Source organism: Knoellia flava TL1, assembly GCF_000768675.1.
GTDB lineage: Bacteria > Actinomycetota > Actinomycetes > Actinomycetales > Dermatophilaceae > Knoellia > Knoellia flava.
The window spans coordinates 1-22,781 of the sequence record NZ_AVPI01000018.1 but is presented as its reverse complement, the minus strand read 5'-3'; the positions used below and the strand labels follow the sequence as shown (position 1 = coordinate 22,781).

Annotated in this window: 21 protein-coding genes, 1 tRNA gene and 1 riboswitch; of the genes, 17 read left to right on the top strand and 5 right to left on the bottom strand. The window is 72.0% G+C overall.

Annotated elements, in window-relative coordinates; all coding sequences use genetic code 11:
- Window positions 1-32 precede the first annotated feature (32 nt).
- From cmk to N798_RS17280, 7 genes are all read left to right on the top strand, one after another.
- Window positions 33-740: a (d)CMP kinase gene (cmk, locus tag N798_RS07675; RefSeq protein WP_035947531.1), complete on the top strand. Its 708-nt coding sequence runs from the start codon at window positions 33-35 to the stop codon at window positions 738-740.
- A gap of 87 nt (window positions 741-827) precedes the next feature.
- On the top strand, window positions 828-1,517 hold the full coding sequence (locus N798_RS07670) for a lysophospholipid acyltransferase family protein (protein ID WP_035947530.1): 690 nt from the start codon (window positions 828-830) through the stop codon (window positions 1,515-1,517).
- 40 nt (window positions 1,518-1,557) lie between these two features.
- Window positions 1,558-3,039, top strand: coding sequence for a ribosome biogenesis GTPase Der (gene der / locus N798_RS07665; RefSeq protein WP_035947598.1), 1,482 nt, complete (start codon window positions 1,558-1,560; stop codon window positions 3,037-3,039).
- A 162-nt stretch (window positions 3,040-3,201) separates the two neighbouring features.
- Window positions 3,202-3,585, top strand: a complete 384-nt coding sequence (locus tag N798_RS07660) for a response regulator transcription factor (protein ID WP_035947529.1) — start codon at window positions 3,202-3,204, stop codon at window positions 3,583-3,585.
- On the top strand, window positions 3,582-4,694 hold the full coding sequence (locus N798_RS17285) for a HEAT repeat domain-containing protein (RefSeq protein ID WP_052117039.1): 1,113 nt from the start codon (window positions 3,582-3,584) through the stop codon (window positions 4,692-4,694). Before N798_RS07660 ends, N798_RS17285 begins: the two co-directional genes overlap by 4 nt.
- Window positions 4,691-6,148, top strand: coding sequence for a glycosyltransferase family 2 protein (locus tag N798_RS07650; RefSeq protein WP_035947528.1), 1,458 nt, complete (start codon window positions 4,691-4,693; stop codon window positions 6,146-6,148). The genes N798_RS17285 and N798_RS07650 overlap by 4 nt, the downstream gene beginning before the upstream one ends.
- The gene (locus N798_RS17280) at window positions 6,145-8,250 is read left to right on the top strand and encodes an ATP-binding protein (protein ID WP_052117038.1); all 2,106 of its coding nucleotides are present in this window, start codon (window positions 6,145-6,147) and stop codon (window positions 8,248-8,250) included. The genes N798_RS07650 and N798_RS17280 overlap by 4 nt, the downstream gene beginning before the upstream one ends.
- Window positions 8,251-8,370: 120 nt before the next feature.
- Here the strand turns inward: N798_RS17280 and N798_RS07640 are convergent.
- From N798_RS07640 to N798_RS07630, 3 genes are all read right to left on the bottom strand, one after another.
- Window positions 8,371-8,447: transfer RNA gene (locus tag N798_RS07640), tRNA-Pro, on the bottom strand.
- A gap of 91 nt (window positions 8,448-8,538) precedes the next feature.
- Entirely contained in the window at window positions 8,539-10,161 is a 1,623-nt protein-coding gene (locus tag N798_RS07635) for a phospholipase D-like domain-containing protein (RefSeq protein ID WP_035947526.1), read from the bottom strand.
- Entirely contained in the window at window positions 10,158-11,300 is a 1,143-nt protein-coding gene (locus N798_RS07630) for a MalY/PatB family protein (protein WP_035947525.1), read from the bottom strand. The genes N798_RS07635 and N798_RS07630 overlap by 4 nt, the downstream gene beginning before the upstream one ends.
- Before the next feature lie 36 nt (window positions 11,301-11,336).
- On the opposite strand from N798_RS07630, the gene N798_RS07625 reads away from it, so the two are divergent.
- The 10 genes from N798_RS07625 (at window position 11,337) to gcvP (ending at window position 20,547) form a co-directional block, all read left to right on the top strand.
- Window positions 11,337-11,939 carry a CDP-alcohol phosphatidyltransferase family protein gene (locus tag N798_RS07625; RefSeq protein WP_052117037.1) on the top strand — a complete coding sequence of 201 codons (603 nt, stop codon included), beginning with the start codon at window positions 11,337-11,339 and terminating at the stop codon, window positions 11,937-11,939.
- A complete protein-coding gene (locus N798_RS07620) occupies window positions 11,936-12,859 on the top strand; it encodes a DUF881 domain-containing protein (RefSeq protein ID WP_229708257.1) in 924 nt (307 codons plus the stop codon). The genes N798_RS07625 and N798_RS07620 overlap by 4 nt, the downstream gene beginning before the upstream one ends.
- Window positions 12,856-13,188: a small basic family protein gene (locus N798_RS07615; RefSeq protein ID WP_035947524.1), complete on the top strand. Its 333-nt coding sequence runs from the start codon at window positions 12,856-12,858 to the stop codon at window positions 13,186-13,188. Before N798_RS07620 ends, N798_RS07615 begins: the two co-directional genes overlap by 4 nt.
- Window positions 13,189-13,198: 10 nt before the next feature.
- Window positions 13,199-14,533 (top strand): DUF881 domain-containing protein, encoded by a 1,335-nt coding sequence (locus N798_RS18685; RefSeq protein ID WP_229708258.1) that lies wholly within the window; start codon window positions 13,199-13,201, stop codon window positions 14,531-14,533.
- A 22-nt stretch (window positions 14,534-14,555) separates the two neighbouring features.
- Window positions 14,556-14,945 (top strand): glycine cleavage system protein GcvH, encoded by a 390-nt coding sequence (gene gcvH, locus N798_RS07605; RefSeq protein WP_035947523.1) that lies wholly within the window; start codon window positions 14,556-14,558, stop codon window positions 14,943-14,945.
- A gap of 92 nt (window positions 14,946-15,037) precedes the next feature.
- Window positions 15,038-15,496, top strand: a complete 459-nt coding sequence (locus N798_RS07600) for an FHA domain-containing protein (protein WP_035947522.1) — start codon at window positions 15,038-15,040, stop codon at window positions 15,494-15,496.
- The gene (gene ftsR / locus N798_RS07595; RefSeq protein WP_035947520.1) at window positions 15,477-16,175 is read left to right on the top strand and encodes a transcriptional regulator FtsR; all 699 of its coding nucleotides are present in this window, start codon (window positions 15,477-15,479) and stop codon (window positions 16,173-16,175) included. The genes N798_RS07600 and ftsR overlap by 20 nt, the downstream gene beginning before the upstream one ends.
- 17 nt (window positions 16,176-16,192) lie before the next feature.
- On the top strand, window positions 16,193-16,693 hold the full coding sequence (locus N798_RS07590; protein WP_035947518.1) for a bifunctional nuclease family protein: 501 nt from the start codon (window positions 16,193-16,195) through the stop codon (window positions 16,691-16,693).
- 146 nt (window positions 16,694-16,839) lie between these two features.
- A complete protein-coding gene (locus N798_RS07585; protein WP_035947517.1) occupies window positions 16,840-17,415 on the top strand; it encodes a MerR family transcriptional regulator in 576 nt (191 codons plus the stop codon).
- A 72-nt stretch (window positions 17,416-17,487) separates the two neighbouring features.
- Window positions 17,488-17,585, top strand: a riboswitch (glycine riboswitch).
- A 73-nt stretch (window positions 17,586-17,658) separates the two neighbouring features.
- Window positions 17,659-20,547, top strand: coding sequence for an aminomethyl-transferring glycine dehydrogenase (gcvP, locus tag N798_RS07580; protein WP_035947516.1), 2,889 nt, complete (start codon window positions 17,659-17,661; stop codon window positions 20,545-20,547).
- Window positions 20,548-20,606: 59 nt separating this feature from the next.
- Here gcvP and N798_RS07575 read toward each other — a convergent pair whose 3' ends face one another.
- Together N798_RS07575 and N798_RS07570 are read right to left on the bottom strand one after the other, a co-directional pair.
- Entirely contained in the window at window positions 20,607-21,032 is a 426-nt protein-coding gene (locus tag N798_RS07575) for a VOC family protein (protein ID WP_188450328.1), read from the bottom strand.
- A 23-nt stretch (window positions 21,033-21,055) separates the two neighbouring features.
- On the bottom strand, window positions 21,056-22,781 hold a 1,726-nt coding region (locus N798_RS07570; protein ID WP_035947515.1), incomplete at its 5' end, for an SbcC/MukB-like Walker B domain-containing protein.

Sequence of the window (22,781 nt, the reverse complement as noted above, 5' to 3'; positions counted from 1 at the left end):
CAGCACGACCGCGACCGCCTAGGCTGACCGCCATGACGAGCGACTCCGCCCCGCTGACCATCGCCATCGACGGACCGTCCGGATCCGGCAAGTCGAGCGTCTCCAAGGCCGTCGCCGCCCGCCTCGGCATCGGCTACCTCGACACCGGTGCGATGTACCGCGCGCTCACGTGGTGGTGCCTCGACCAGGGCGTCGACCTCGCCGACGAGGCCGCCGTCGTCGTCGCCGCCGAGGCACTGCCCCTCGAGCTGTCGACCGACCCCGAGGACCAGCGGGTCGTCGTGGGGGGCACGGACGTCACCGCCGACATCCGCTCGACCGCCATCAGCTCCGAGGTCTCCAAGGTCGCCACGAACACGGGCGTCCGACCGATCCTCCAGCAGGCGCAGCGTGACCGCATGGCCGCCATCGCCGAGGAGACCGGCGGGGTCGTCGCCGAGGGGCGGGACATCACGACCGTCGTCGCCCCCGACGCCCTCGTACGGCTCCTCCTCACCGCGAGCGAGGAGGCCCGGCTGCGTCGGCGCTCCGCGGAGGTCCACGGCGCCGTCGACGAGGAGGCCATCGCCGCCACGCGCGACCAGGTCCTGCGCCGTGACCGCGACGACTCCGCCGTCTCGCAGTTCACCGTGGCGGCCGACGGGGTCGTCACCGTCGACACCTCCGACCTCGACTTCGACGAGAGCGTCGAGGCCGTGCTCGCCGTCGTCGCATCGCTCGCCGCGCACGCCCGCGGCTGAGCACGGCGGGCCTCGCGCCACGACCCGAGGGCTGCCCCTGCTTGTTCGCAGCCGTGTGCCACCGGCGGTGGACTATCGTTCCGGCCCGTGACGCACGAAAGCCTCGGTCCCGCGCCGTGGCGGGCGACCGTCGGCCGGCGCGTCGGCAGGGTTCTCGTCAAGAGCCTGTATGCCGCGCGGGCGGCCGCTGCCCACAACGTTCCCGCGGCCGGTCCGGTCATCCTCGCCGCGAACCACACGGGCTACCTCGACGGCGCCGTCGTCCTCGGGCTGGCGCCTCGACCGGCGCACTTCCTCGTCCTCGCCTCGACGTTCGAGCTCGGTGTGGGACCGCTGCTCCACTTCACGGGGCAGATCCCACTCGAGCAGGGACGCGGCGACCGCGTGGCCCTGACGTCGGCGCTCGGGGTCCTCGAGCGCGGCGGAGTGGTGGGCATCTTCCCCGAGGGCGGGCGTGGTCGGGGCGACCTCGCGAGGGCGGAGAAGGGTGTCGCCTGGCTCGCCCTCCAGGGGCACGCGACGGTCGTCCCCGTGGCGTGTCTCGGAACCCGGGCCACCGGTGACCTCGCGTCGTCGTGGCCACGGCTGCGCAGCCGCCTCGTCGTCGACTTCGGCGAGCCGGTCGCGCTCACGAGGGCAGCCGGCATACCGGGTCGGGAGCGGCTCGAGCGGGCGGCGGAGGAGATCCGGGTCTCGCTCGCCGGGCACGTGCGCGAGGCGAGCGAGCGGCACGGCATCGCGCTGCCGACCGACGTGGCGCCCGACGTCTGGGACTGAGCGGACGGAGCACGGCGCGGCCTCTGGGAGAATGGTGCGCATGAACACCCCCGAGACCGACGAGACCGTGACCGCAGACGGGTCACTGGACGAGTCCGTCACGCATGCCCTGCGTGCTGGCCTGGACGACTTCGAGCTGAGTGACGAGGACCTCGCGCTCGTCGACCGGGACGACGACGAGGCCGGCGAGGACGCGGAGGAGGTCGCGGTCCCGGTGGTCGCCGTCGTGGGCCGCCCCAACGTCGGCAAGTCGACGCTCGTCAACCGCATCATCGGCCGGCGCGAGGCCGTCGTCGAGGACGTGCCGGGTGTGACCCGTGACCGCGTCGCCTACGACGCCGAGTGGTCCGGCCGGCGGTTCACCCTCGTCGACACCGGCGGCTGGGCCATCGACGCCAAGGGCATCCACCTCCGTGTCGCCGAGCAGGCCGAGATCGCCGTCGAGCTCGCCGACGCCGTGCTCTTCGTCGTCGACGCCGTCGTCGGCGCGACCGACGACGACGAGGCGGTGGTCAAGCTGCTTCGCCGGGCCGGCAAGCCCGTCGTCCTCGTCGCCAACAAGGTCGACGACCAGCGCACCGAGGCCGACGCCGCCGCGCTGTGGAACATCGGCCTCGGCCAGCCGTGGCCGGTGTCCGCACTGCACGGCCGGGGGAGCGGTGACGTCCTCGACGCGATCCTCGACGTGCTGCCGGAGAAGTCGGCGGTCGCCGCCTACCAGCGCGGCGGGCCACGCCGGGTGGCTCTTCTCGGCCGCCCCAACGTGGGCAAGTCCTCCATGCTCAACAAGCTCGCCGGGTCCGACCGCGTCGTCGTCGACGACGTCGCGGGCACGACCCGCGACCCCGTCGACGAGCTCATCGAGCTCGGCGGCACGACGTGGCGCTTCGTCGACACGGCCGGCATCCGTCGCCGCGTCCACCAGACGCGTGGCGCCGACTTCTACGCGTCCCTGCGCACCCAGACGGCCCTGGAGAAGGCGGAGGTCGCCGTCGTGCTCATCGACGCGTCGGTCCCGATCACCGAGCAGGACATCCGCGTCGTCCAGCAGGTCGTCGACTCGGGCCGTGCCCTCGTCATCGCCTACAACAAGTGGGACCTCACCGACGAGGAGCGTCGTCACTTCCTCGAGCGCGAGATCGAGCGCGAGCTCGTCCAGATCCCGTGGGCGCCGCGGGTCAACGTCTCGGCCTCGACGGGTCGTCACATGGACCGCCTCGTGCCGGCCCTCGACACCGCACTGGACTCGTGGGACACGCGCATCCCGACAGGCCGGCTCAACGCCTTCCTCGGCGAGGTCGTCGCGGGGCACCCGCACCCGGTCCGTGGTGGCAAGCAGCCGCGCATCCTCTTCGCGACGCAGGCGTCGACCCGCCCGCCGCGGTTCGTCCTCTTCGCGTCGGGCTTCATCGAGGCGGGCTACCGCCGTTTCGTCGAGCGCCGGCTGCGCGAGGAGTTCGGCTTCGAGGGGACGCCGATCGAGGTGTCGGTGAGGGTGCGCGAGAAGCGCTCTCGCCGCTGACCCCTCCCCTCCACACCCTTTCGTCCGCGGCACCGCGACGTCCGGACGGGCTGTCGCCGACGATGCGGCGGGCCGGTCCGAACGGGCCATCGCACTTGGGCCTGTTGAGGCGCACGGACTAGTCCGGGACTATAGACTGGTGGCCCGACGAGAGGGGTTCGCGTGTCACCGACAGCGGTGCAAGTGGTCGTCGCCGACGACGATGACGACATCCGTGACCTGGTGGAGCTCAAGCTCACCCAGTCCGGCTACGAGGTCCGTGCCACGACCAACGGCGTCGAGGCGCTCGAGGACATCCGGCGCGACCCTCCCCAGCTCGCGGTCCTCGACGTCATGATGCCGGGCCTCTCCGGCATCGACGTGCTGCGTGAGATCCGCTCCGACGAGTCGCTCAAGAACGTGCGCGTCGTCCTGCTCACGGCGAGGTCGCGCGACACGGACGTCGACATGGGCTTCTCGACGGGGGCGGACGACTACCTCATCAAGCCGTTCAGCCCGCGCGAGCTCGTCCACCGGGTCGCCGCACTCCTCGCCCGCTCTCAGTGAGGGACGAGCAGCCGATCGGGCAGGGCTTCCTCGACGAGGTGCTCGTCGCGGTCATCGTGATCTGCGTCGTCCTGGCCGGCGTGGTGGTCATCAGCCGGGTGGGTATCGCCCGCCGGGCCGAGCGGAGCAGACAGCGGCTGGCCCCACTGCGGGCGGACCTGCTCGCCGTCGGTGCGGGGGAGGACGAGTCCGGGGACGCGCGCCGTCGCCTCGTGCGGGACCGCACCGCCGGTCACGACCTCGACCGAGCCGTGGTCAACCTGCTCACCAAGGTCCGAGGGAGACCGGCGGAGGACCTCGTCGAGGTGCTGCGCGAACGCCACGGAGTCGCGAGCGCCCTCAACGCCCTGGGTGCCGCGTCGAGCGTCCGCCGGGCCCGGGCCACCCGGATCCTCGGCTTGCTCCGCGACGCCTCCCACACCAACGACCTGCTGCGCATGCTCGACGACCGGTCCGGAGAGGTCCGCATCGTCGCCGCCCGCGCCATCGGCGCCCTCGGCCCGGCTGCGGGACCGTCGGCGGCAGGGGCCGTGCTCCGAGCGGTCCGCAGCCGGCGCTCGGCTCCGGGTGTGCCGGCGACGGTCGCCCTGAGCACCCTGACCCAGCTCGGCGTCGAGGCCGAGGCGGCTGTGGTCTCGGGACTCGAGGACGACGATCCCGGCGTCCGCAACGTCGCAGCCGGGGTCGCGGGACACAACCTCTTCCTCGCCACGGGACCGCGCCTGGCCCAGATGGCCGCCAGCGACCCCGACCACACGGTGAGGGTCAGCGCGACCGAGGCGTTCGGAGCGGTCGGCCGCCCCTCCGACGTGCACGTCATCGTGGGGCTGCTCGCGCCGTCCGAGCCCGCCGTCGTGCGTCGGGCCGCGGCGCGGGCCCTCGGCGAGCTCGGTGGGGAGGTGGCCGTCGCCGGGCTCGTCTCGGTGCTCGGCGACGACGACCGCTTCCTCGCCACCAGTGCGGCCACCGCACTGGCCGAGACCGAGGCCGGACGGCGCGCCCTGCGCGACCTGGCCGCCGACGAGGCCGTCGCGCCCGAGGCGCGCTCCGCGGTGACCGGCATGCTGCAGATGCTCGACCTGCGCGCGAGCGACAGGGGAGTCGTATGAGCGTCGACGGCATCATCCCGGGTCTGCGCGAGGTCGTCATCGAGCTGCTCGCCGCCGCGCAGTGGCCGGTGCTCGTCTACTTCGTCCTCATCAACACCTCGTACATCGTCTTCATCGCCCTCGCAGCCTGGGACTTCGTCCACCACCTCCGCAGGGTCGAGCAGACCGGGCGCCAAGAGCGCGTCGCGAGCGAGTTCGTGCCTCCGGTGACGCTCGTGGTGCCGATGTACAACGAGGCGGCCGGCATCGTCCAGTCGATCCAGTCACTGCTCTCTCTCCGCTACCCGCAGCACGAGGTCGTGGGAGTCGACGACGGCAGCACCGACGAAACCTTCGAGCGGCTCAGGGAGGCCTTCGACCTCGTCGAGGTCGACCGCGAGATCCCGCGAGAGCTTCCGGTCAAGGCCGAGATCCTCTCGATCCACGTGCCCCGCAACGGCCGCACCCCGCTGACGATCATCCGCAAGACGAACTCGGGACGCTCCGACGCCGTCAACGTCGGCATCAACGCGGCCTCGGGCGAGCTCTGCGTCTTCGTCGACGCCGACTCCATCCTCGACCCCGACGCGCTCATCACGGTGACCGTCCCCTTCGCCGACGACCCCACCCGGATGGTCGCGACCGGCGGTGTCATCCGCGCGGCCAACGGCAGCCGCGTCGTCGCCGGGCGCCTCGTCGAGCCCCGGATGCCTCGCCAGCTGCTGCCCCGCATCCAGGTCGTCGAGTACCTCCGGGCCTTCCTCATCGGTCGCGCCGGATGGTCCCGTCTCGGCGCCCTCGTCCTCATCTCCGGCGCGTTCGGCGTCTTCCGCCGCGACATCCTCGTGGAGGTCGGCGGGCTCGACACCGAGAGCATCGGCGAGGACTTCGAGGTCCTCATGCGAGTGCACCAGCACCTGCAGCGCGAGGGTCGCGACTACCGCGTGAAGTTCGTCGGGGAGCCGGTCTGCTGGACCGAGGTGCCGTCGACCGCCAAGGTGCTCCAGAAGCAGCGTGCCCGCTGGCACCGAGGCCTCTGGGAGACGCTGTGGAAGTACAAGCACATGATGCTCAACCCTCGCTACGGCAAGGTCGGCATGCTGGCCATCCCGTACTACTGGCTCTTCGAGCTCATCGCGCCGTTGCTCGAGTTCGCGGGGCTGCTCCTGGTCATCCTCGGCCTCGCCCTCGACGTCATCAACGTGCCGTTCGCGCTCCTCTTCATGCTCATCGCCTACGGCTACGCGATCCTCGTGACCCTGGCAGCGATGACGCTCGAGGAGATGACCTTCCGCAAGTACGCCCGCTGGCGTGACCTCGGGACGATGCTCATGGCCGCCATCGCCGAGAACATCGGCTACCGGCAGCTCACGGCCTGGTGGCGCCTGCAGGGGTGGTGGGCAAGCCTGCGTGGCCGCAAGCAGGTGTGGGGCACGATGACCCGCGTCGGTCTCGGTGAGGAGTCGAAGCCGTGAGCTTCCTCAACGACGTCACCGTCACCCGCCGTCTGCGCCGGCTCGTCTTCCTCCTCGTCGGACTCATGCTCGCGGCGATGGTGACGGGAACCGTGGCGGTGCTCGGCGCCTACCGTCAGGTCGAGCGTCTCGCGACGGTCCTCGGACCCGCCGCCGACGCCAACACCACACTCCTCCAGACGCTCACCGACGCCGAGACCGGTCTGCGGGCCTACGACGCCTCGAACGACATCGGCCTCCTGCAGCCCTATGTCGGGGGTCATCTTCGGTCGAACGCCTACCAGACGCAGCTGCGCAGGGCACTCGGCCCCGAGAGTGCCCGCTGGTCATCCTCCCTCGACGAGCAGGCGAAGTGGATCGAGGAGTGGTGGCGCTACGCCGAGGCCAGCCGGACCCGGCTCGAGGCCGGTGGCAACCTCGACCTGCGGACCGGCAAGCAGCTCTTCGACCGGGTCCGCGCGGCCAACGGCTCGCTCGGCCGGGAGCTGCGCAGGGAGCGGGTCGAGACCCGGGCGGCCTCGACGAGCCAGCTCAAGGACGCCCTCATCCTCCTCGTCGGTGGTGGGATCGTCGCGTCGGCGCTCGCCCTGTATGCCGGGTGGCGCATCGCGAGGTCCCTCACCGGATCGATCGACTCCCTCCGTCACGTCGTCCACCTCCAGCGGCTCGGCGACCGCGGCGCTCGCGCGGACGAGGCCGACGGCCCTCTCGACGTGCGCGGCCTGGCGGCCGACTTCAACCACCTCACCGAGACGACCCGTCGCCTCGAGGAGGACCAGGGCGAGGCCATCAGGCTGCGTGAGGCAACCCTCGAGCTCGCGACCGCGCTCCGGGGGCGGGTCTCGGCGGAGGAGGCCCTGGCGCTCACCGTACGCAGTCTCAGCGAGGCCACCGGGACCACGGCCGCGATCTTCACGACGGACTCGATGACCAAGGGAGACGCCGGGACGTGGCGGCTCGCCGCGTGCTGGCCCGAAAGCGCCATCGTCGAGGCAGGCGTCGTCCTCGAGCTTCCGGTGACGCGCGAGAGCGTCGCCCAGGGCCTCTGGCTCTCCGGGCGGCTGCTCGAGTCCTCGGACTTCGTCAACGACGACCTCCGGCAGTGGCCCTTCTTCCGCAGCATCGCCGAGCAGGTGCCCATGGGTGCGCTGCTCGGAACCCCGCTGGGGGTCGGGGACGGTGTCATCGGGGCGATGCTGCTCGTCGCGCCCGAGCCGAGGGAGTGGACCGCCCACGAGCGCACCGCGCTCCAGCAGGCGACGGCATACGCGGCTCGAGCGTTCCTGGCGGAGGAGCGGCAGCGGCAGCAGGCCGAGCACGTGGCCCGACTCGAGTCCCTCGACCGGCAGAAGGACGAGTTCGTCGGCACCGTGAGCCATGAGCTGCGCACGCCGCTCACCTCGATCGCCGGCTACCTCGAGATGCTCGCTGACGGGGACCTCGGCGAGGTGGCCCCCGCGCAGCAGAAGGCCCTCGCCGTCATCGACCGCAACACGGTGCGCCTGCGCGGACTCATCGAGGACGTCCTCGTGCTCAACCGGATCGAGACACGTGGGCTCGACCCGAGCTTCCTCCCCGTCGACCTCTGCACCCTCGTGCGCGACGTCGCCCAGGACCTCCAGCCGCAGGCGTCGGGCAACGACGTCCGCATCGACGTCCTCGACATGCCCGAGCCGTGCGTGGTGTCCGGCGACTCGCTCCAGCTCGGACGGGCCCTCACCAACGTCATCGGCAACGCCGTGAAGTTCTCGCGCACCGGTGGGGTCGTCACCGTGTCGGCCGTCCTCGAGGCGACGCGGGTGCGCATCCAGTGCCGGGACGAGGGCATCGGCATCCCCGAGGCGGACATGGAGCGGATGTTCTCCCGGTTCTACCGCGCGAGCAACGCCACCCAGCAGGCGATCCCGGGCACCGGTCTCGGGCTGGCGATCGTCAAGGCGATCGTCGAGGCCCACCACGGCGAGCTCGAGCTGCACTCCGTCGAGGGGGAGGGGACGAGCGTCGTCCTCGTTCTGCCCCTCATCGAGGTCGATCCACCTGCGGCAGACACGCGCCCCGAGGCAGGCAAGGAGATCGGACCCGAGGTCGTCGTCGACGCCTGAGCCTCGCGCGCGCGACAGCGCAGCGGCCACGGCACGCTCGGGCTCGGCCCGGACACGACGAAGGGCCCCTGCCGGATGGTCCGGCAGGGGCCCTTCGTGTCCGTGGTCTCCCAGGGGAGCTGGTCGGGCTGACAGGATTTGAACCTGCGACCCCTTGACCCCCAGTCAAGTGCGCTACCAAGCTGCGCCACAGCCCGTGGCTCGCTCCCGCGTTGCCGCGCGAGCGAACGAAACCATATCCCATGCCTCTCGTCGTCACCGAATCGGTTCCGCGAAGCGCGGCGACGGTCAGTAGTCGTGCCTGCGACGGAGCTCGAACGGGCGCCCGTCGGGGTCGCCGAGGAGCCGTTGCGGCACCTCGAGCACCCGGCGGGGCCACCGGCCGATGTCCGGTTCCCTGACGGGTCGGAGCCGGCCGGACGGTCTCGTCCCGAGCATCCCGCCCTCGTGCCACGCCCGAAGCCGCTCACCCGCCTCCGCATAGGCCGCGAACATCCCGGCCGCCGGCACGCAGTCGGCCATGGCGGCGTCGTGCTCGGGGCCGGTCAACGGGCGGTCGAGGTGCTCGGCGGCGAGCCGCAGCCGCAGGGAACGGGCGAACGGCGAGTGGTCGGTGCCCGCGTCGTCGACGACGAGCGCAGCGAGCTCGGAGTCGTGGCTCCACGACCTGCGGTTGACGTTGTCCGAGCCGATCGTCGCGTACCAGTCGTCGATGACGACGACCTTGGCGTGGACGTAGACGGGCCAGCCCGCATGGTTCTCGATTCCGTATGCCGCGAAGCGGTCCGGTGCCGCCTCGGTGAGCTGCTTGATCGCCTCGAACCGCCCCTCGAGCTGGAGCAGCTCGGCCATGCCGCTGAGGTCCGGGCGGTGGGGGAGCACGGTGATGAGGTGCAGCTCGGGGTTGGCCGAGAGCGCCTCGGCGAGGGCCAGGCTCACCGTGGAGGACCAGAGGTACTGCTCCTCGAGGTAGATGAGGTGGCGCGCCTGCTCGATCGCCTTGAGGTGGGCCCGGGCGATCGACCGCTCGCCCCTGGGCGCGAACGGGTAGGCCCGGCGCAGGTGGCGGTGGGGATAGGTGCGCAGCACCTGGACGACGTGGGTGCCGCCCTCGACCGGGGGTGGCGCCGGCAGGCGCTCGGGCAGCGGGGTGGGCTCGTGCTGGACCTTGCTCAGCCGGTCTCGCAGCCGCGAGTGCCACGCCGGGGTCAGCGGGGAGGGATCGTCCCACCGCTCGCGGAAGACCGTCTCGACGTCGGCGACCGCCGGCCCGGTGATGGCGCACTGGACGTCGTGCCAGCCGGGGCTCGGGCCGTACTCGTCGGCGAGCGCCTGCTGCTGCGGGTCGCCCCGGTGCCCTGAGTCGTCGCGCCGCGAGTGCGCGACGTCGATCCCGCCGACGAACGCGACGTCGCGGGAGGGGTCGTCGCCGTGGCGCACCACGACGAACTTCTGGTGGTGCGAGCCGCCACGACGCACCCTCATGTCGAGCAGCACCTCGGCGTGCTCGTCGTCCTCGTCGGCCAGCTCCTCGGCGACCTCGCGGTTGTCCTCGGCCGAGAAGTCGATCTGCTCGGTGTGCGAGCGCCAGATGAGCCCACGCACCTGGACGCCCCGGTCCTCGGCCCGGTCCAGCACCTCGAGCAGGGTGCTCGACGGGTCGTCGGTGAGCTGCTGGTCCCCGTCGACGCGCCAGCCGGCGAAGAGGACGAGGTCACCCGGGCGGGTCGCCTCGATGGTGTCGAACAGCTCGGCGAAGTAGCTCGCGCCGTCCACGAGCGGACGCACCGAGTTGCCGGTCGACCACGCCTGCTCACCCGGGTGCGGCTCGTCGATCGTCGTGTGCGGGTTGCCGCGCTCGCTCGCGGTGAGGAGCCAGCGCGTGACCTCGGGGCCGGGTGCGTCGGTCACGCCAGTGCCCCGACCACGCGGTCGACGGCCTCGGTGAGGATCGCGGGGGAGGTGGCGAGGTTGACCCGCACGAACCCGCGGCCGCTGGCGCCGAAGGACGGACCCGACGAGAACGCCACCTGCCCACGCTCCCGGAACACCGCGGCCGGGTCGTCCCCGAGCCCCAGCTCCCGGCAGTCGAGCCACGCCAGGTAGGTCGCGGCGGGGACGGCATACCGGATCTGCGGGAGCCGCTCGGCGAGGAGGCGCGCGAGCAGCGTGCGGTTCGCGTCGATCTCCGCGGTGACGGTCGCGAGCCACTCGCGGCCCTGCGTCCACGCGGCGATGCCGGCGATCTGCCCGATGTGGCTGGCGCCGTGCGAGTGCACCTCGTGCAGCGTCGCGGCCGGCGGCGCCTCGTCACCGGTGACGACGACGGCGGCCTTGAGCCCAGCGAGGTTCCACGCCTTCGACGTCGAGACCAGGCTCACCCCGCGCTCCCCGCCGTCGACGGTGAGGTAGGGCGTGAACGCGCCGTCGTGGACGATCGGCGCGTGGATCTCGTCGGCGACGACGGTGACGTCGTGGCGAGACGCGATCGCCGCGAGCGTCTCGAGCTCCTCGCGGGTGTGAAGCGTGCCGGTGGGGTTCTGGGGGTTGCAAAGCACGTATGCCGTGCGCTCGCCCCCCGCCCGCGCCTCGCCGAACGCGCGGTCGAGCGCCTCGGGGTCGAGCCGCCCGGCCGTCGTCAGGGGAGCGTCGACGATGCGGCGGCCGGTCATCTCGACGAAGTCGAAGAAGGCGTTGTAGACCGGCGACGACACGACGACCGGACCGCCGGGGTCGGTGACGCCGCGCAGGAGCTCGGCGACGCCGATCATGACGTCGGCCACCGGCGAGGCGCGGCGGGTGTCGACCGACCACGACCACGTGTCCGAGGCGTAGGCCGCCGCAGCCTCGACGAACTCGTCGCCGAGCGGGTAGCCCGTGTCGCCACGACGCATCGCGGCGTCGACCGCCTCGACGACGGGCGCGCACGGCTCGGCATCCATCTCGGCGACCCAGAGGGGGAGCACGTCGTCGGCGTACACACCCCACTTGACACCGGTGCGCCGCGGTCGCCAGGTCGTCGCGTCGCCCGTCAGGAGAGTGGAACTCATGACCTGACTGTAGACACGACGACATAGGGTGAGCCCATGACTGCCGGCGAGAGCGTGCGGGGGACCGACAGCGCCCCTGTCGACCGCGTCCTCACCGTCCCCAACGCGCTCTCGGCACTGCGGCTGCTCGGCGTGCCGGCGTTCATCTGGGCGATCGCCACGGAGCACGACGCCATCGCGCTCGTCATCCTCATGGCGTCCGGGATCACCGACTACCTCGACGGCAAGATCGCCCGCCGCTACGGCCTCGTGTCGCGTGTCGGGCAGCTCCTCGACCCGATCGCGGACCGCCTCTACATCGTGACGACGCTCCTCGGGCTCGCGTGGCGCGACATCATCCCGTGGTGGCTCGTGGCCGTCCTCTTCGCGCGCGAGGCCTTCATGGCCGTCGTCGTCCTCATCGCCAAGCGCTACGGCTGGACCGGGCTGCCCGTCCACTTCATCGGCAAGGCCGCGACGTTCAACCTCCTCTACGCCTTCCCCGCGCTGCTCATGGCGGACGGTGACGGCTGGCTCGCGACCTTCATGCGTCCCGTTGGATGGGGATTCGCGTGGTGGGGCACCGTCCTCTACTGGGTCGCCGGAATCCTGTATGCCGTCCAGCTGGGCCGGCTCGTCGCGCAGCGGAGGGCGTCGTGAGCCACGCGTCGATCCCGCCGGCGGAGCGCCGCTCGCGCCGCCCCGACGCGTCGATGACGCTCATCACCTCGATGCTCGAGCGGCCCCTCGACCCCGGCTACGCCGCGGCTGCCGAGCGTCGCGAGAAGGCCGGGCTCTCCCGGTCGACGAGCCTGCGCTCGCCGAGGCTCGTCGTCTTCCTCGTCGTCATCGGCGCGCTCGTCGGCATCGCCGCGATGCAGCTGCGGGGGAGCGAGACGACCAAGCAGCGCACGAAGTCCAGCCTCATCGAGCGGATCGAGCGCCAGCAGACGGCCGTCGACGCGCAGGCCGCGCAGGCCGGGGCACTGCGGTCCGAGATCGCAGCCCTCGACGCCGAGACCCTGCGCAACGTCAGCGAGGAGCTGGCCCTGGAGGTGCAGCGGCTCTCGCTCGTCGCCGGTGCGGTGCCCGTGCGTGGCCCCGGCTTCGTCGTCACGGTCGACGACGCGCCGAGCAGCGCGGACGAGGGGGCGAACTCCGACCCCCGGGGCGACAGCGGGTCCAGCGACGGCAAGGTCATCGCCCGCGACCTCCAGCTCATCACCAACAGCCTGTGGGAGGCCGGGGCCGAGGCGGTCGCGGTCAACGGGCAGCGGCTCACGACGACGGCGGCGATCCGCTTCGCAGGAGAGGCGATCCTCGTCGACTACCGCCCACTCAAGCGCCCCTACGTCATCACCGCCATCGGCGACCCGGGTTCGCTGCCCGCGACCTTCGCCGACGGCAGCGGCGGCACCTACCTCTCGACGCTCAAGAACTCGTTCGGCGTCCGGGTGAGCACCGTCGTGCGCAGGGAGGTCACGATTCCGGCATCGGCGACACTCGGGACCAGGTCCGCGACCCCCGCGGATAGGCTCGGCGGCGCAGCTCAGCCCTCGCCCGAAGGAGAACCCTCGTGATTCCCGCCCTGGGTCTCGTCGTCGGCATCGTCGTCGGCGTGCTGCTGCAGCCCGAAGTGCCGCTGTGGCTGCAGCCGTACCTCCCCATCGCGGTCATCGCCGCCCTCGACGCGGTCTTCGGTGCCGTGCGTGCGGTGCTCGACGGCATCTTCGACGACAAGGTCTTCGTCGTCTCGTTCCTGTCCAACGTCGTCGTCGCGGCCTTCATCGTCTTCCTCGGCGACCAGCTCGGCGTCGGCAGCCAGCTCTCGACCGGCGTCGTCGTCGTCCTCGGGGTGCGGATCTTCTCCAACGTCGCCTCGATCCGTCGCCACCTCTTCAACGCGTGAGCCGACGGTCATGAGTCCCAAGAAGAAGAGGAACCGCAGCAAGCCGCGCCCGGGTGGTCCGCCGCGGCAGGCGCCGGTCGTCGGCACGCCGGTGCCCGAGGGCGACGGGGGAGCGCCCGGCGAGGTCGTCGACGCAGCTCCGGGCGAGATCGTCGACGCAGCTCCGGGCGAGGTCGTCGAGCCGGACGGCGAGCCCACCGTCTCGGACCCACCGGGCGACGGCGGTGCGCCCCTCGAGCGCGAGCCCACGCCCGAGCCGGTGCCTGCCACGGAACCCGTGCCTGCCGCGGAACCCGTGTCCGCCGTGGAACCCGTGCCAGTGTCGGACGCCCTGGCTGACGAGCCGGAGCCTCGTGAGCCCGCAGGGACGGTCGAGGTCGAAACAGAGCCGGTCGAGGTCGCAGCAGAGCCGGTCGAGGACGTGGCCCCGCCGGCGAGCGCAGACGCAGCGGTCGAGGTCGAGCCCGAACCGGTCGAGGACACGGTCGCGCCCGGGGCTGCCCAGGAGCCTGCTGACCCCACGGTGGAGCCGGAGCCTGCGGTCCCGTCGCCGGCAGAGCGAGAGCCGGTCGACGACGCCCAGCCCTACCCCGGCACCGCCGGCCCCGTGGACAGCTCCGAGCGGGCCTGGCGCCGACTCGGTCTCGCGGCCCGGCCGCGGCCGACGAAGGCGAACGTCCTCGCGACCCTGCTGGCCATCGGCCTCGGCTTCGCCATCGCGGCGCAGGTCCGGCAGACCTCGATCGAGGGCCTCGAGGACCTGCGCGAGGACGAGCTCATCCGCATCCTCGACACCGTCGACCAGGACGGCGCCCGCCTGGCCGAGGAGATCCAGACGCTGCGCTTCTCGCGCGACCGGCTGCAGAGCGACACGACGAGCCTCACCGAGTCGCGCCGCGCGGCCCAGCAGCGACTCGACTCGCTCGCCATCCTCACCGGCACCGCACCGGCGAAGGGTCCCGGCATCGTCCTCACGATCCGTGACCCCGAGTTCGGCGTCACCGCACCGATGCTCCTCGACACCCTTCAGGAGCTGCGCGACGCCGGCGCCGAGGCCGTCGAGATCAACGACGTGCGCATCGTCGCCAACACCTACTTCACCGACGGCGAGGGCGGCATCGCCATCTCCGGCAAGGACGTGTCGGCTCCCTACGTCATCACCGCGATCGGTGACGGCTCGACTCTGGCGTCGGCGATGGAGATCCCGGGAGGGGTCACCAACACCGTCCGGAGCGTGGGCGGCGAGGCGAGCATCGAGACCAAGGACGAGGTCACGGTGTCCGCGTTGCAGAGCGTTTCCGAGCCTCAGTACGCTCGACCCATCCCCAGCCCCACGAAGTCCTGAACGGACCAGAAGGAGTTCACCGATGAGCGACCTCGAGTACCCCAGCGACCTGCGCTACACCGCCGAGCACGAGTGGGTCCGCGCTGCTGAGGGTGACACCGTCCGCATCGGCATCACGTCGTTCGCGCAGGACGCTCTCGGGGACGTCGTCTACGTCAGCCTGCCGGGCGTCGGGGACACCGTGGCCGTGGGCGACGCGTGCGGGGAGGTCGAGTCGACGAAGTCGGTGAGCGACCTCTACGCCCCGCTTGCCGGTGAGGTCACCGCCGTCAACGAGGCGCTCGACGCCTCGCCGGAGCTCGTCAACTCCGACCCCTACGGTGAGGGCTGGATGTACGAGATGCGCCCGAGCGACGCCAGCGCGGTCGACGGCCTCCTCGACGTCGAGGCCTACCAGCAACAGCTCAGCTGATTCCCAGCCCGCCCGGGGCCGTTTGCCTAGTCATCCCTCGAGTGGTCATCTAGGGTGAAACCTCCAGAGACCCGAGACGAGGAGCCGCACCGATGAGTGACCAGAGTCGCGACACCCCTGCGCGCGAGCCGGAGTCGTCGACGACGATGCAGTTCCAGGCGGTGCCGGGTCTCGAGCAGTCCGACATCGTCCACGAGAGCGAGCACGTCCTCACCCGCGCCGACCAGGCGACCGTCGAGGCGCTCCGGTCGGGGACTGCCCTGCTCGTCGTGCTGCGCGGACCCAACACGGGCGCCCGGTTCCTCCTCGACGACGACGTCGTCACCTCGGGCCGCCACCCGGAGAGCGACATCTTCCTCGACGACGTCACGGTCTCGCGCCAGCACGCGACGTTCGAACGGACCGACGGCCACTTCGTCGTCAAGGACGCGGGCTCGCTCAACGGCACCTACGTCAACCGCGAGCGGATCGACGAGTCGACCCTCCAGACGGGCGACGAGGTGCAGATCGGCAAGTACCGGCTCGTCTTCTATGCCGCCAAGCAGGGCTGAGCGGCCGCTGACGATCGGGAAGGTCCTCGACGCGCTGCGCGAGGAGTTCCCGCAGATCAGCATCTCAAAGATCCGCTTCCTCGAGTCCGAGGGTCTCGTCGAGCCCGCCCGGACTCCGGCCGGCTACCGCACGTATGCCGTGTCGGACGTCGAGCGCCTGCGCTACGTCCTGCGCGCGCAACGCGACCGCTTCTGGCCGCTCAAGGTCATCCGCGAGTCCCTCGACGCGATCGACCGCGGACTCGAGCCCGCTCCCGAGGCCGACGCCCGGCCGCGGCCGCCCGAGCCCACGTCGGACCCGGACGTGCCGGACGTCGGCGAGCTGCGCCGCACGCAGGAGGTCCGGCTCACCCGTGACGAGCTCGCGAAGGCGACCGGCCTCGACACCGAGGTCGTCACCTCGCTCGAGGGGTTCGGGATCCTGCGCCCCGACGCCGACGGCCACTACTCGGCCACCGACCTCCAGGCGACGCACGCGGCAGCGGGGCTCGCGGCATACGGGATCGAGGCCCGGCACCTGCGTCCGTTCCGCACCGCCGCGGACCGCGAGGTGGGCCTCGTCGAGCAGGCGATGAGCACGCGGCGCGCCGACGGGAGGGCCGCCGACGAGGCCCAGGTCGCCCGGCTGTGCCTCCAGCTCCACGCCGCGCTGGTCAAGGGTGGTCTGGCCCGTCCCTGACGACGTACGGTGGAGCAGTGAAGCCACTGGACGTTCTCGGGGTCCGTGTCGAGATGCCGACGAACCAGCCCATCGTCCTCCTGCGTGAGCGCGACGGAAGCCGCTACCTGCCCATCTGGGTCGGCGCGGCCGAGGCCGCGGCCATCGCCTACGCCCAGCAGGGCGTGGTCCCGCCGCGCCCTCTCACGCACGACCTGCTCAAGAACGTGCTCACCGACCTGGGTCACTCGATCGACCGCGTGCGAATCACCTCGCTCGAGGAGGGCGTCTTCCACGCCGTGCTCGAGATCGACGGCGGCCAGGCCGGCGGCGGCGCGAGCATCGACTCGCGCTCTTCCGACGCGATCGCCCTCGCCCTCCGGGCCGGCGTCGAGATCGTCACCTCCGAGGAGCTGCTCGACGAGGCGGGCGTCGCGATGGCGGGGGAGCAGGAGGACGACGAGGTCGAGAAGTTCAAGGAGTTCCTCGACCACGTCTCCGCCGACGACTTCGACACAGGAGACCAACCGTCGAGTTGAGGGTGAGTGTTACTGAAGTGACACACGACACGCATGGTGTCAGGGTCGAGTGGTAGTTGACCCGGGGTTCCGCGAGCCCTAGCGTCGCCCTCAGAGAACGACGACCATGTAGTTACAGCGCATTTCGTGGACAGCAGGAGGACGGCGTGAACGCCATCGAAGAGAACCCCAAGGGGCATGTGCCGGTTGCGGCGCAGGGCCTGCTGTTCACCGATGACCTGCCCGAGCTCGACGAGGAGATGGGCTACCGCGGCCCGACCGCGTGCAAGGCGGCCGGCATCACCTACCGCCAGCTCGACTACTGGGCCCGCACCTCGCTCGTCGAGCCGTCGGTGCGCGGCGCTGCCGGGTCCGGGTCGCAGCGCCTCTACGGCTTCCGCGACATCCTCGCGCTCAAGATCGTCAAGCGCCTCCTCGACACCGGGGTCTCGCTCCAGCAGATCCGCGGCGCCGTCCAGGTGCTGCGCGACCGCGGCGTCGACGACCTCGCGCAGATCACCCTCATGAGCGACGGCGCCTCGGTCTACGAGTGCACGTCCAACGAGGAGGTCATCGACCTGCTCCAGGGCGGTCAGGGCGTCTTCGGCATCGCCGTCGGCAAGGTGTGGCGCGAGGTCGAGGGCGACCTCTCGCACCTGCCCAGCGAGCGTCTCAGCGACGAGGCCCCCGCCGCCCACCCGGGCGACGAGCTCAGCGCACGCCGCGCCGCGCGTCTCGCCTGAGCGCAGCCTCCACCCGCACACCGGTGCGTGCCCTCCGGGGCACGCACCGTTTTGTTACCCTGAGCGAGCCGCACACACCGAGCGGGAGAGTCCTCGGCCCGAGAGGGACCGGGGCGCCGAAGGGGCAAACTCCCCGGAACCTCTCAGGCGCAAAGGACCGCTCGGATCAGGCACCTCTGGAGCGGCACCCCCGTGACAGATGGGGAGGCCCGTGCCCGTCCCGTGCGCCAGGAGCCTCACCTCATGACCGACACCACGCTGAGCCCGACCGACCTGCCCGCCTTCGCCGGACGCCACATCGGTCCCGACGACGAGGCCGTGACGGAGATGCTCGCGGCCATCGGCCGCTCGAGCCTCGACGACCTCACCGCGACCGCCGTGCCCGACGCCATCCGCGCGACCGGGGGCATGGACATCACCCCCGCCGAGTCCGAGGCAGCCGTCGTCAAGGAGCTGCGGGGCCTCGCGGTACGCAACTCGGTGCTCACCTCGATGATCGGGCTCGGCTACTACGGCACCGTCGTGCCCCCGGTCATCCAGCGCAACGTCCTCGAGAACCCGGCCTGGTACACGGCATACACGCCCTACCAGCCCGAGATCTCGCAGGGCCGCCTCGAGGCACTCCTCAACTTCCAGACCGTCGTCAGCGACCTCACCGGCCTGACGACCGCCGGCGCGTCGCTGCTCGACGAGGCCACCGCGGCAGCCGAGGCGATGACGCTCATGCGCCGCTCGAGCAAGGCCGCGTCCGACGCCGTGCTGCTCGTCGACGAGGCGGTCTTCCCGCAGACGCTCGCCGTCATGCGGACCCGCGCAACGCCGCTCGGCATCGAGCTCGTCGTCGCCGACCTGTCCGGGGTCTCCACGGCAGAAGCCCTCACCGAGGCGGCCGGCGGTCGCGCGGTCTTCGGCGTCCTCGTCCAGTACCCCGACCTGCACGGACGGCTGCTCGACCACCGCGACCTCGCCTTGGCCGCGCACGAGGCGGGCGCCCTCGTCACCGCCGCCGCCGACCTCATGGCGCTGACCCTCGCCGTCGCGCCGGGGGAGTGGGGCGCCGACATCGCCGTCGGGACGACGCAGCGGTTCGGCGTGCCGATGGCCTTCGGTGGCCCCCACGCCGGCTACATGTCGGTGCGGGCCGGCCTCGAGCGGACCCTTCCCGGCCGCCTCGTCGGTGTCTCGGTCGACGCCACCGGCGCCCCGGCATACCGTCTCGCCCTCCAGACCCGCGAGCAGCACATCCGTCGCGAGAAGGCGACCTCCAACATCTGCACGGCGCAGGTCCTCCTCGCCGTCATGGCGAGCATGTATGCCGTCTACCACGGCCCGCGTGGCCTGCGCGCGATCGCGCTGCGCATCCACGCCCACGCCGAGGCCCTCGCGGCCGCGCTGTCCGAGGGCGGGGTCGACGTGGCCGAGGGTGCTCGCTTCGACACGCTCTCGGTCACCGTGCCCGGGCGCGCCGACGAGGTCGTCGCGGCCGCGCTGGCCCAGGGGACGAACCTCTGGCGCCACGACGCCGACACCGTCATCGTGTCGGTCGACGAGACGACCGACCTCGGTGACATCGCCGGCGTGGCCCGGGCCTTCGGCGTCGACGAGCCGACGCGAGTCGACATCGCCGAGCCCGGCTGGGGCGAGGCGCTGGACCGCACCTCGGACTACCTCACCCACCCGGTGTTCTCGAGCCACCACAGCGAGACCTCGATGCTGCGCTACCTGCGCCGGCTCTCCGACCGCGACTTCGCGCTCGACCGCGGCATGATCCCGCTCGGCTCGTGCACGATGAAGCTCAACGCGACGACCGAGATGCTCGCCATCACCTGGCCCGAGTTCGCCAACCTCCACCCGTTCGCACCGCTCGACCAGACCGAGGGGATCCGTGCCCTTGTCGACCAGCTCGAGCAGTGGCTCTGCGAGATCACCGGCTACGACGCCGTCTCGCTGCAGCCGAACGCCGGGTCGCAGGGCGAGTTCGCCGGCCTCCTCGCCATCGCGGCCTACCACCGCTCGCGCGGTGACTCCGAGCGCAACATCTGCCTCATCCCGGCGAGCGCGCACGGCACCAACGCCGCCAGCGCCGTCATGGCCGGCATGAAGGTCGTCGTCGTCAAGACCGACACGATCACCGGCAACGTCGACATGGACGACCTCAAGGCCAAGGTCGAGGAGCACCGGGACGACCTCGCCGCGATCATGGTGACCTACCCGTCGACGCACGGCGTCTTCGAGGACACCATCAAGGACCTCTGCGCGATGGTCCACGACGCCGGCGGCCAGGTCTACGTCGACGGCGCCAACCTGAACGCGCTCGTCGGCCTCGCCCAGCCCGGTCGCTTCGGCGCCGACGTGTCGCACCTCAACCTGCACAAGACCTTCTGCATCCCGCACGGGGGTGGCGGCCCGGGCGTCGGCCCGGTGGCGCTGCGCGAGCACCTCGCGCCGTTCCTGCCCAACCACCCGCTCGACCCTGAGGCCGGTCCCGAGACCGGAGTCGGCCCGGTGTCGGCGGCCCCCTACGGGTCGGCCGGGATCCTGCCGATCTCGTGGGCCTACGTGCGCCTCATGGGGGCGGCCGGTCTCCAGCGGGCCACCGAGGTCGCCGTCCTCAACGCGAACTACGTCGCAGCGCGCCTGCGCGACTCCTACCCGGTGCTCTACTCAGGCGAGGACGGCCTCGTCGCGCACGAGTGCATCCTCGACGTCCGCCCCCTCACCAAGGCGACGGGTGTCACGGTGGACGACATCGCCAAGCGCCTCATCGACTACGGCTTCCACGCGCCGACCATGTCGTTCCCCGTCGCGGGCACGCTCATGGTCGAGCCGACCGAGAGCGAGGACAAGACCGAGCTCGACCGCTTCTGCGACGCGATGGTCGCGATCCGCACGGAGATCGACGCGGCGGGGTCGGCCGGCAACGCCGACGCGAGCGTCCTTCGGGGGGCGCCGCACACGGCGCTGTCGCTCGCGGGGGAGTGGGACGTCGACTACTCGCGGGAGGAGGCGGCCTTCCCCAAGGGCGTCGACCCGCTCGCGAAGTACTGGCCTCCGGTGCGCCGAATCGACGGTGCCTACGGCGACCGCCACCTCGTCTGCTCGTGCCCGCCGCCCGAGGCGTTCGAGGACTGAGTCGTCCCCGTATGCCGTGCCGCCGCGCCGCGTTGCCCCTCGGGGTCGCGCGGTGCGGCTCAGGCCGACGCCACGGCCCAGACGTGTCCGTCGAGGTCAGCGAAGGTGCCCTGGTGACCCCACGGGAAGCGTGAGGGTTCGGCGACGACCTCGGCTCCGGCCGCCCGGGCCCGCTCGAGCACGGCATCGACCTCGGCGGCCGTGCTGACGGGGAGCGTGAGGATGCACTCGGTGACGCCGGGTTCGGCGACCGGGCGTGCTCCGATGACGTAGCCGAACCCGCCGGGCGGGATGAGCATGACGTGGACAGCATCGTTGACGGCCAGGACGAGCGGCTCCGGGACACCGTCGTCGGCCGGTTCGCCGACGGGTTCGAGGTCGAGAACCTCCTGGAAGAACCGGAAGGACCGCACCCGGTCCTGGATCGTCAGCGCCACGATGACCGGCCCGGTGGAGTGCCGTCCCGGAGTGGGTGGTGTCTCCATGAAGGTCCCTTCGGGTGCCGGGGTCAGGCGGCGCTCTCGGCGCCAGGGGTCGAGACGGCGACGGTGCTGCCGCTGGCCGTCTTGCGGACGACGAGCTGGCTCGTGATGCGGCTGCGGAGCTCGCCGACGTGCGAGACGACACCGACGGCCCGTCCGCCTTCACGGAGCGAGTCGAGGACGGTGATGACCTGCTCGAGGCTCTCGTCGTCGAGGGTCCCGAACCCCTCGTCGACGAACAGGGTGCCGAGGTCGAACCCGCCGGACTCCTCGCGCACCGCGTCGGCGAGGCCGAGCGCCAGGGCGAGCGAGGCCATGAACGCCTCCCCGCCGGAGAGTGTCGACGTCTCACGGGTGACGCCGGTCCACTGGTCGAGGACCCGCAGGCCGAGCCCGCTGCGGGCGCCGCGAGCGGCGAGCCGGTCGGAGTGCTCGAGCCGGTAGCGGCCGTCGCCCATGACCCTCAGCCGCTCGTTGGCGAGCTGGGCGACCTTCTCGAGCCGCGCGGCCAGGACGTAGGAGGTGAGGCGCATCCTCAGGGTGTTGTTGATCCCGCCGCCGGCGAAGGTGTCGGCGAGGTCCTTGACCCGGTGGTGGCGTTCGAGCATCGGCCCGGCGACGTCGAGGCCGGCGGTGAGACTCGCCCGAACCGCCGCGAAGGACTTCGCGGCGGAGGCCGCCCTCGTCTGGAGCGACTGCGCCTCGAGCAGCGCGGTTCGGGCCTGCTGTGCGGCCGCGACGACGAGGTCGAGGTTGGGCTCTGGGGCAGCCTCGGCAGCCTGCACCTCCGGGTCGTCGAGGACCGCCCGCGCCGTCGACCGGGCACGGTCGTGGTCGCGAACCCGGTCACCCAGGCGTTCGAGCGTGGCCGGCGCGACGAGGGCGTGAGCGGCCTGCTCGACGGACTCGAAGCCGGCCTCGACGGCAGCCGCGGTTGCGGCGACCACGGCCTCCTCGTGACGCGCGACGGCCGTGCTGTGGCCTTCGACGGCCTCGGCCCAACCCGTGGCCTCATCGACCAGTCGGCGGTGGCGCTGCGCGACCACCTCCGCGGGTTGCGCTCGACCCGCGACGTCCGTCTCCAATGCCTCCGTGTCCGGGCCACCTGAGCACGGGCACGCGGCGTGCGACTCCGTGAGCTGCGACATGGCGGCGTCGTCGGCTGTCTGTGCCTCGGTCGCCTGCTCGACGAGGGTCGTGGCCTTGGCGAGGGCGCGGCCCGCTGCCGCCACGGCCTCGTCGACGCGCGCCACCTCGGCCCGGGCGGCGGCGAGCGTTCGCTCGAGCGCTGCTCGTGCGCCGGCCGAATGCCGCAGCTCGTCGCGCCGCTGCTCGGCCGATGCGACCAGCGCGGCCTCTGCCTCGAGGTCGAGCTCGCGTGGGGCCTGGACGCCCAGCGTGTCGAGTGCGTCGGCGAGCAGGGCTCGGGCGCTGGCGGCCGTGGACTCGGCGCGCTGGTGCTCGGCGACGAGGGTCGAGTGACGCAGTCGAGCGGCGTCGAGCTCCTCCGCGGTGACGCGGGCGGTGGCGGTCGCCGGGGCCGGGTGGTCGTGCGCGCCGCAGACGGGACACGAGTCCCCGTCGACGAGCCCTTCCGCGAGCTCGGCGGCCATCTGCTCGAGGCGCCGGGCGACGAGGTCCTGCTCGGCGTCACGGGCGTCCTGGGCTGCCGTGCGTGCGTCAGCGGCAGCCGCGACGAGCCGGGCGACGGTCGCCTCGTCGGCGACGACCCGCTCCGCCAGGCGCAGCCGT

Bases quoted from the DNA above. Each gene is read 5' to 3' on its own strand.
- cmk (WP_035947531.1), top strand. From the start codon at position 33: ATGACGAGCGACTCCGCCCCGCTGACCATCGCCATCGACGGACCGTCC.
- der (WP_035947598.1), top strand. From the start codon at position 1,558: ATGAACACCCCCGAGACCGACGAGACCGTGACCGCAGACGGGTCACTG.
- N798_RS07650 (WP_035947528.1), top strand. From the start codon at position 4,691: ATGAGCGTCGACGGCATCATCCCGGGTCTGCGCGAGGTCGTCATCGAG.
- N798_RS07630 (WP_035947525.1), bottom strand. From the start codon at position 11,300: ATGAGTTCCACTCTCCTGACGGGCGACGCGACGACCTGGCGACCGCGG.
- N798_RS07625 (WP_052117037.1), top strand. From the start codon at position 11,337: ATGACTGCCGGCGAGAGCGTGCGGGGGACCGACAGCGCCCCTGTCGAC.
- N798_RS18685 (WP_229708258.1), top strand. From the start codon at position 13,199: ATGAGTCCCAAGAAGAAGAGGAACCGCAGCAAGCCGCGCCCGGGTGGT.
- gcvH (WP_035947523.1), top strand. From the start codon at position 14,556: ATGAGCGACCTCGAGTACCCCAGCGACCTGCGCTACACCGCCGAGCAC.
- N798_RS07600 (WP_035947522.1), top strand. From the start codon at position 15,038: ATGAGTGACCAGAGTCGCGACACCCCTGCGCGCGAGCCGGAGTCGTCG.
- ftsR (WP_035947520.1), top strand. From the start codon at position 15,477: ATGCCGCCAAGCAGGGCTGAGCGGCCGCTGACGATCGGGAAGGTCCTC.
- gcvP (WP_035947516.1), top strand. From the start codon at position 17,659: ATGACCGACACCACGCTGAGCCCGACCGACCTGCCCGCCTTCGCCGGA.
- N798_RS07575 (WP_188450328.1), bottom strand. From the start codon at position 21,032: ATGGAGACACCACCCACTCCGGGACGGCACTCCACCGGGCCGGTCATC.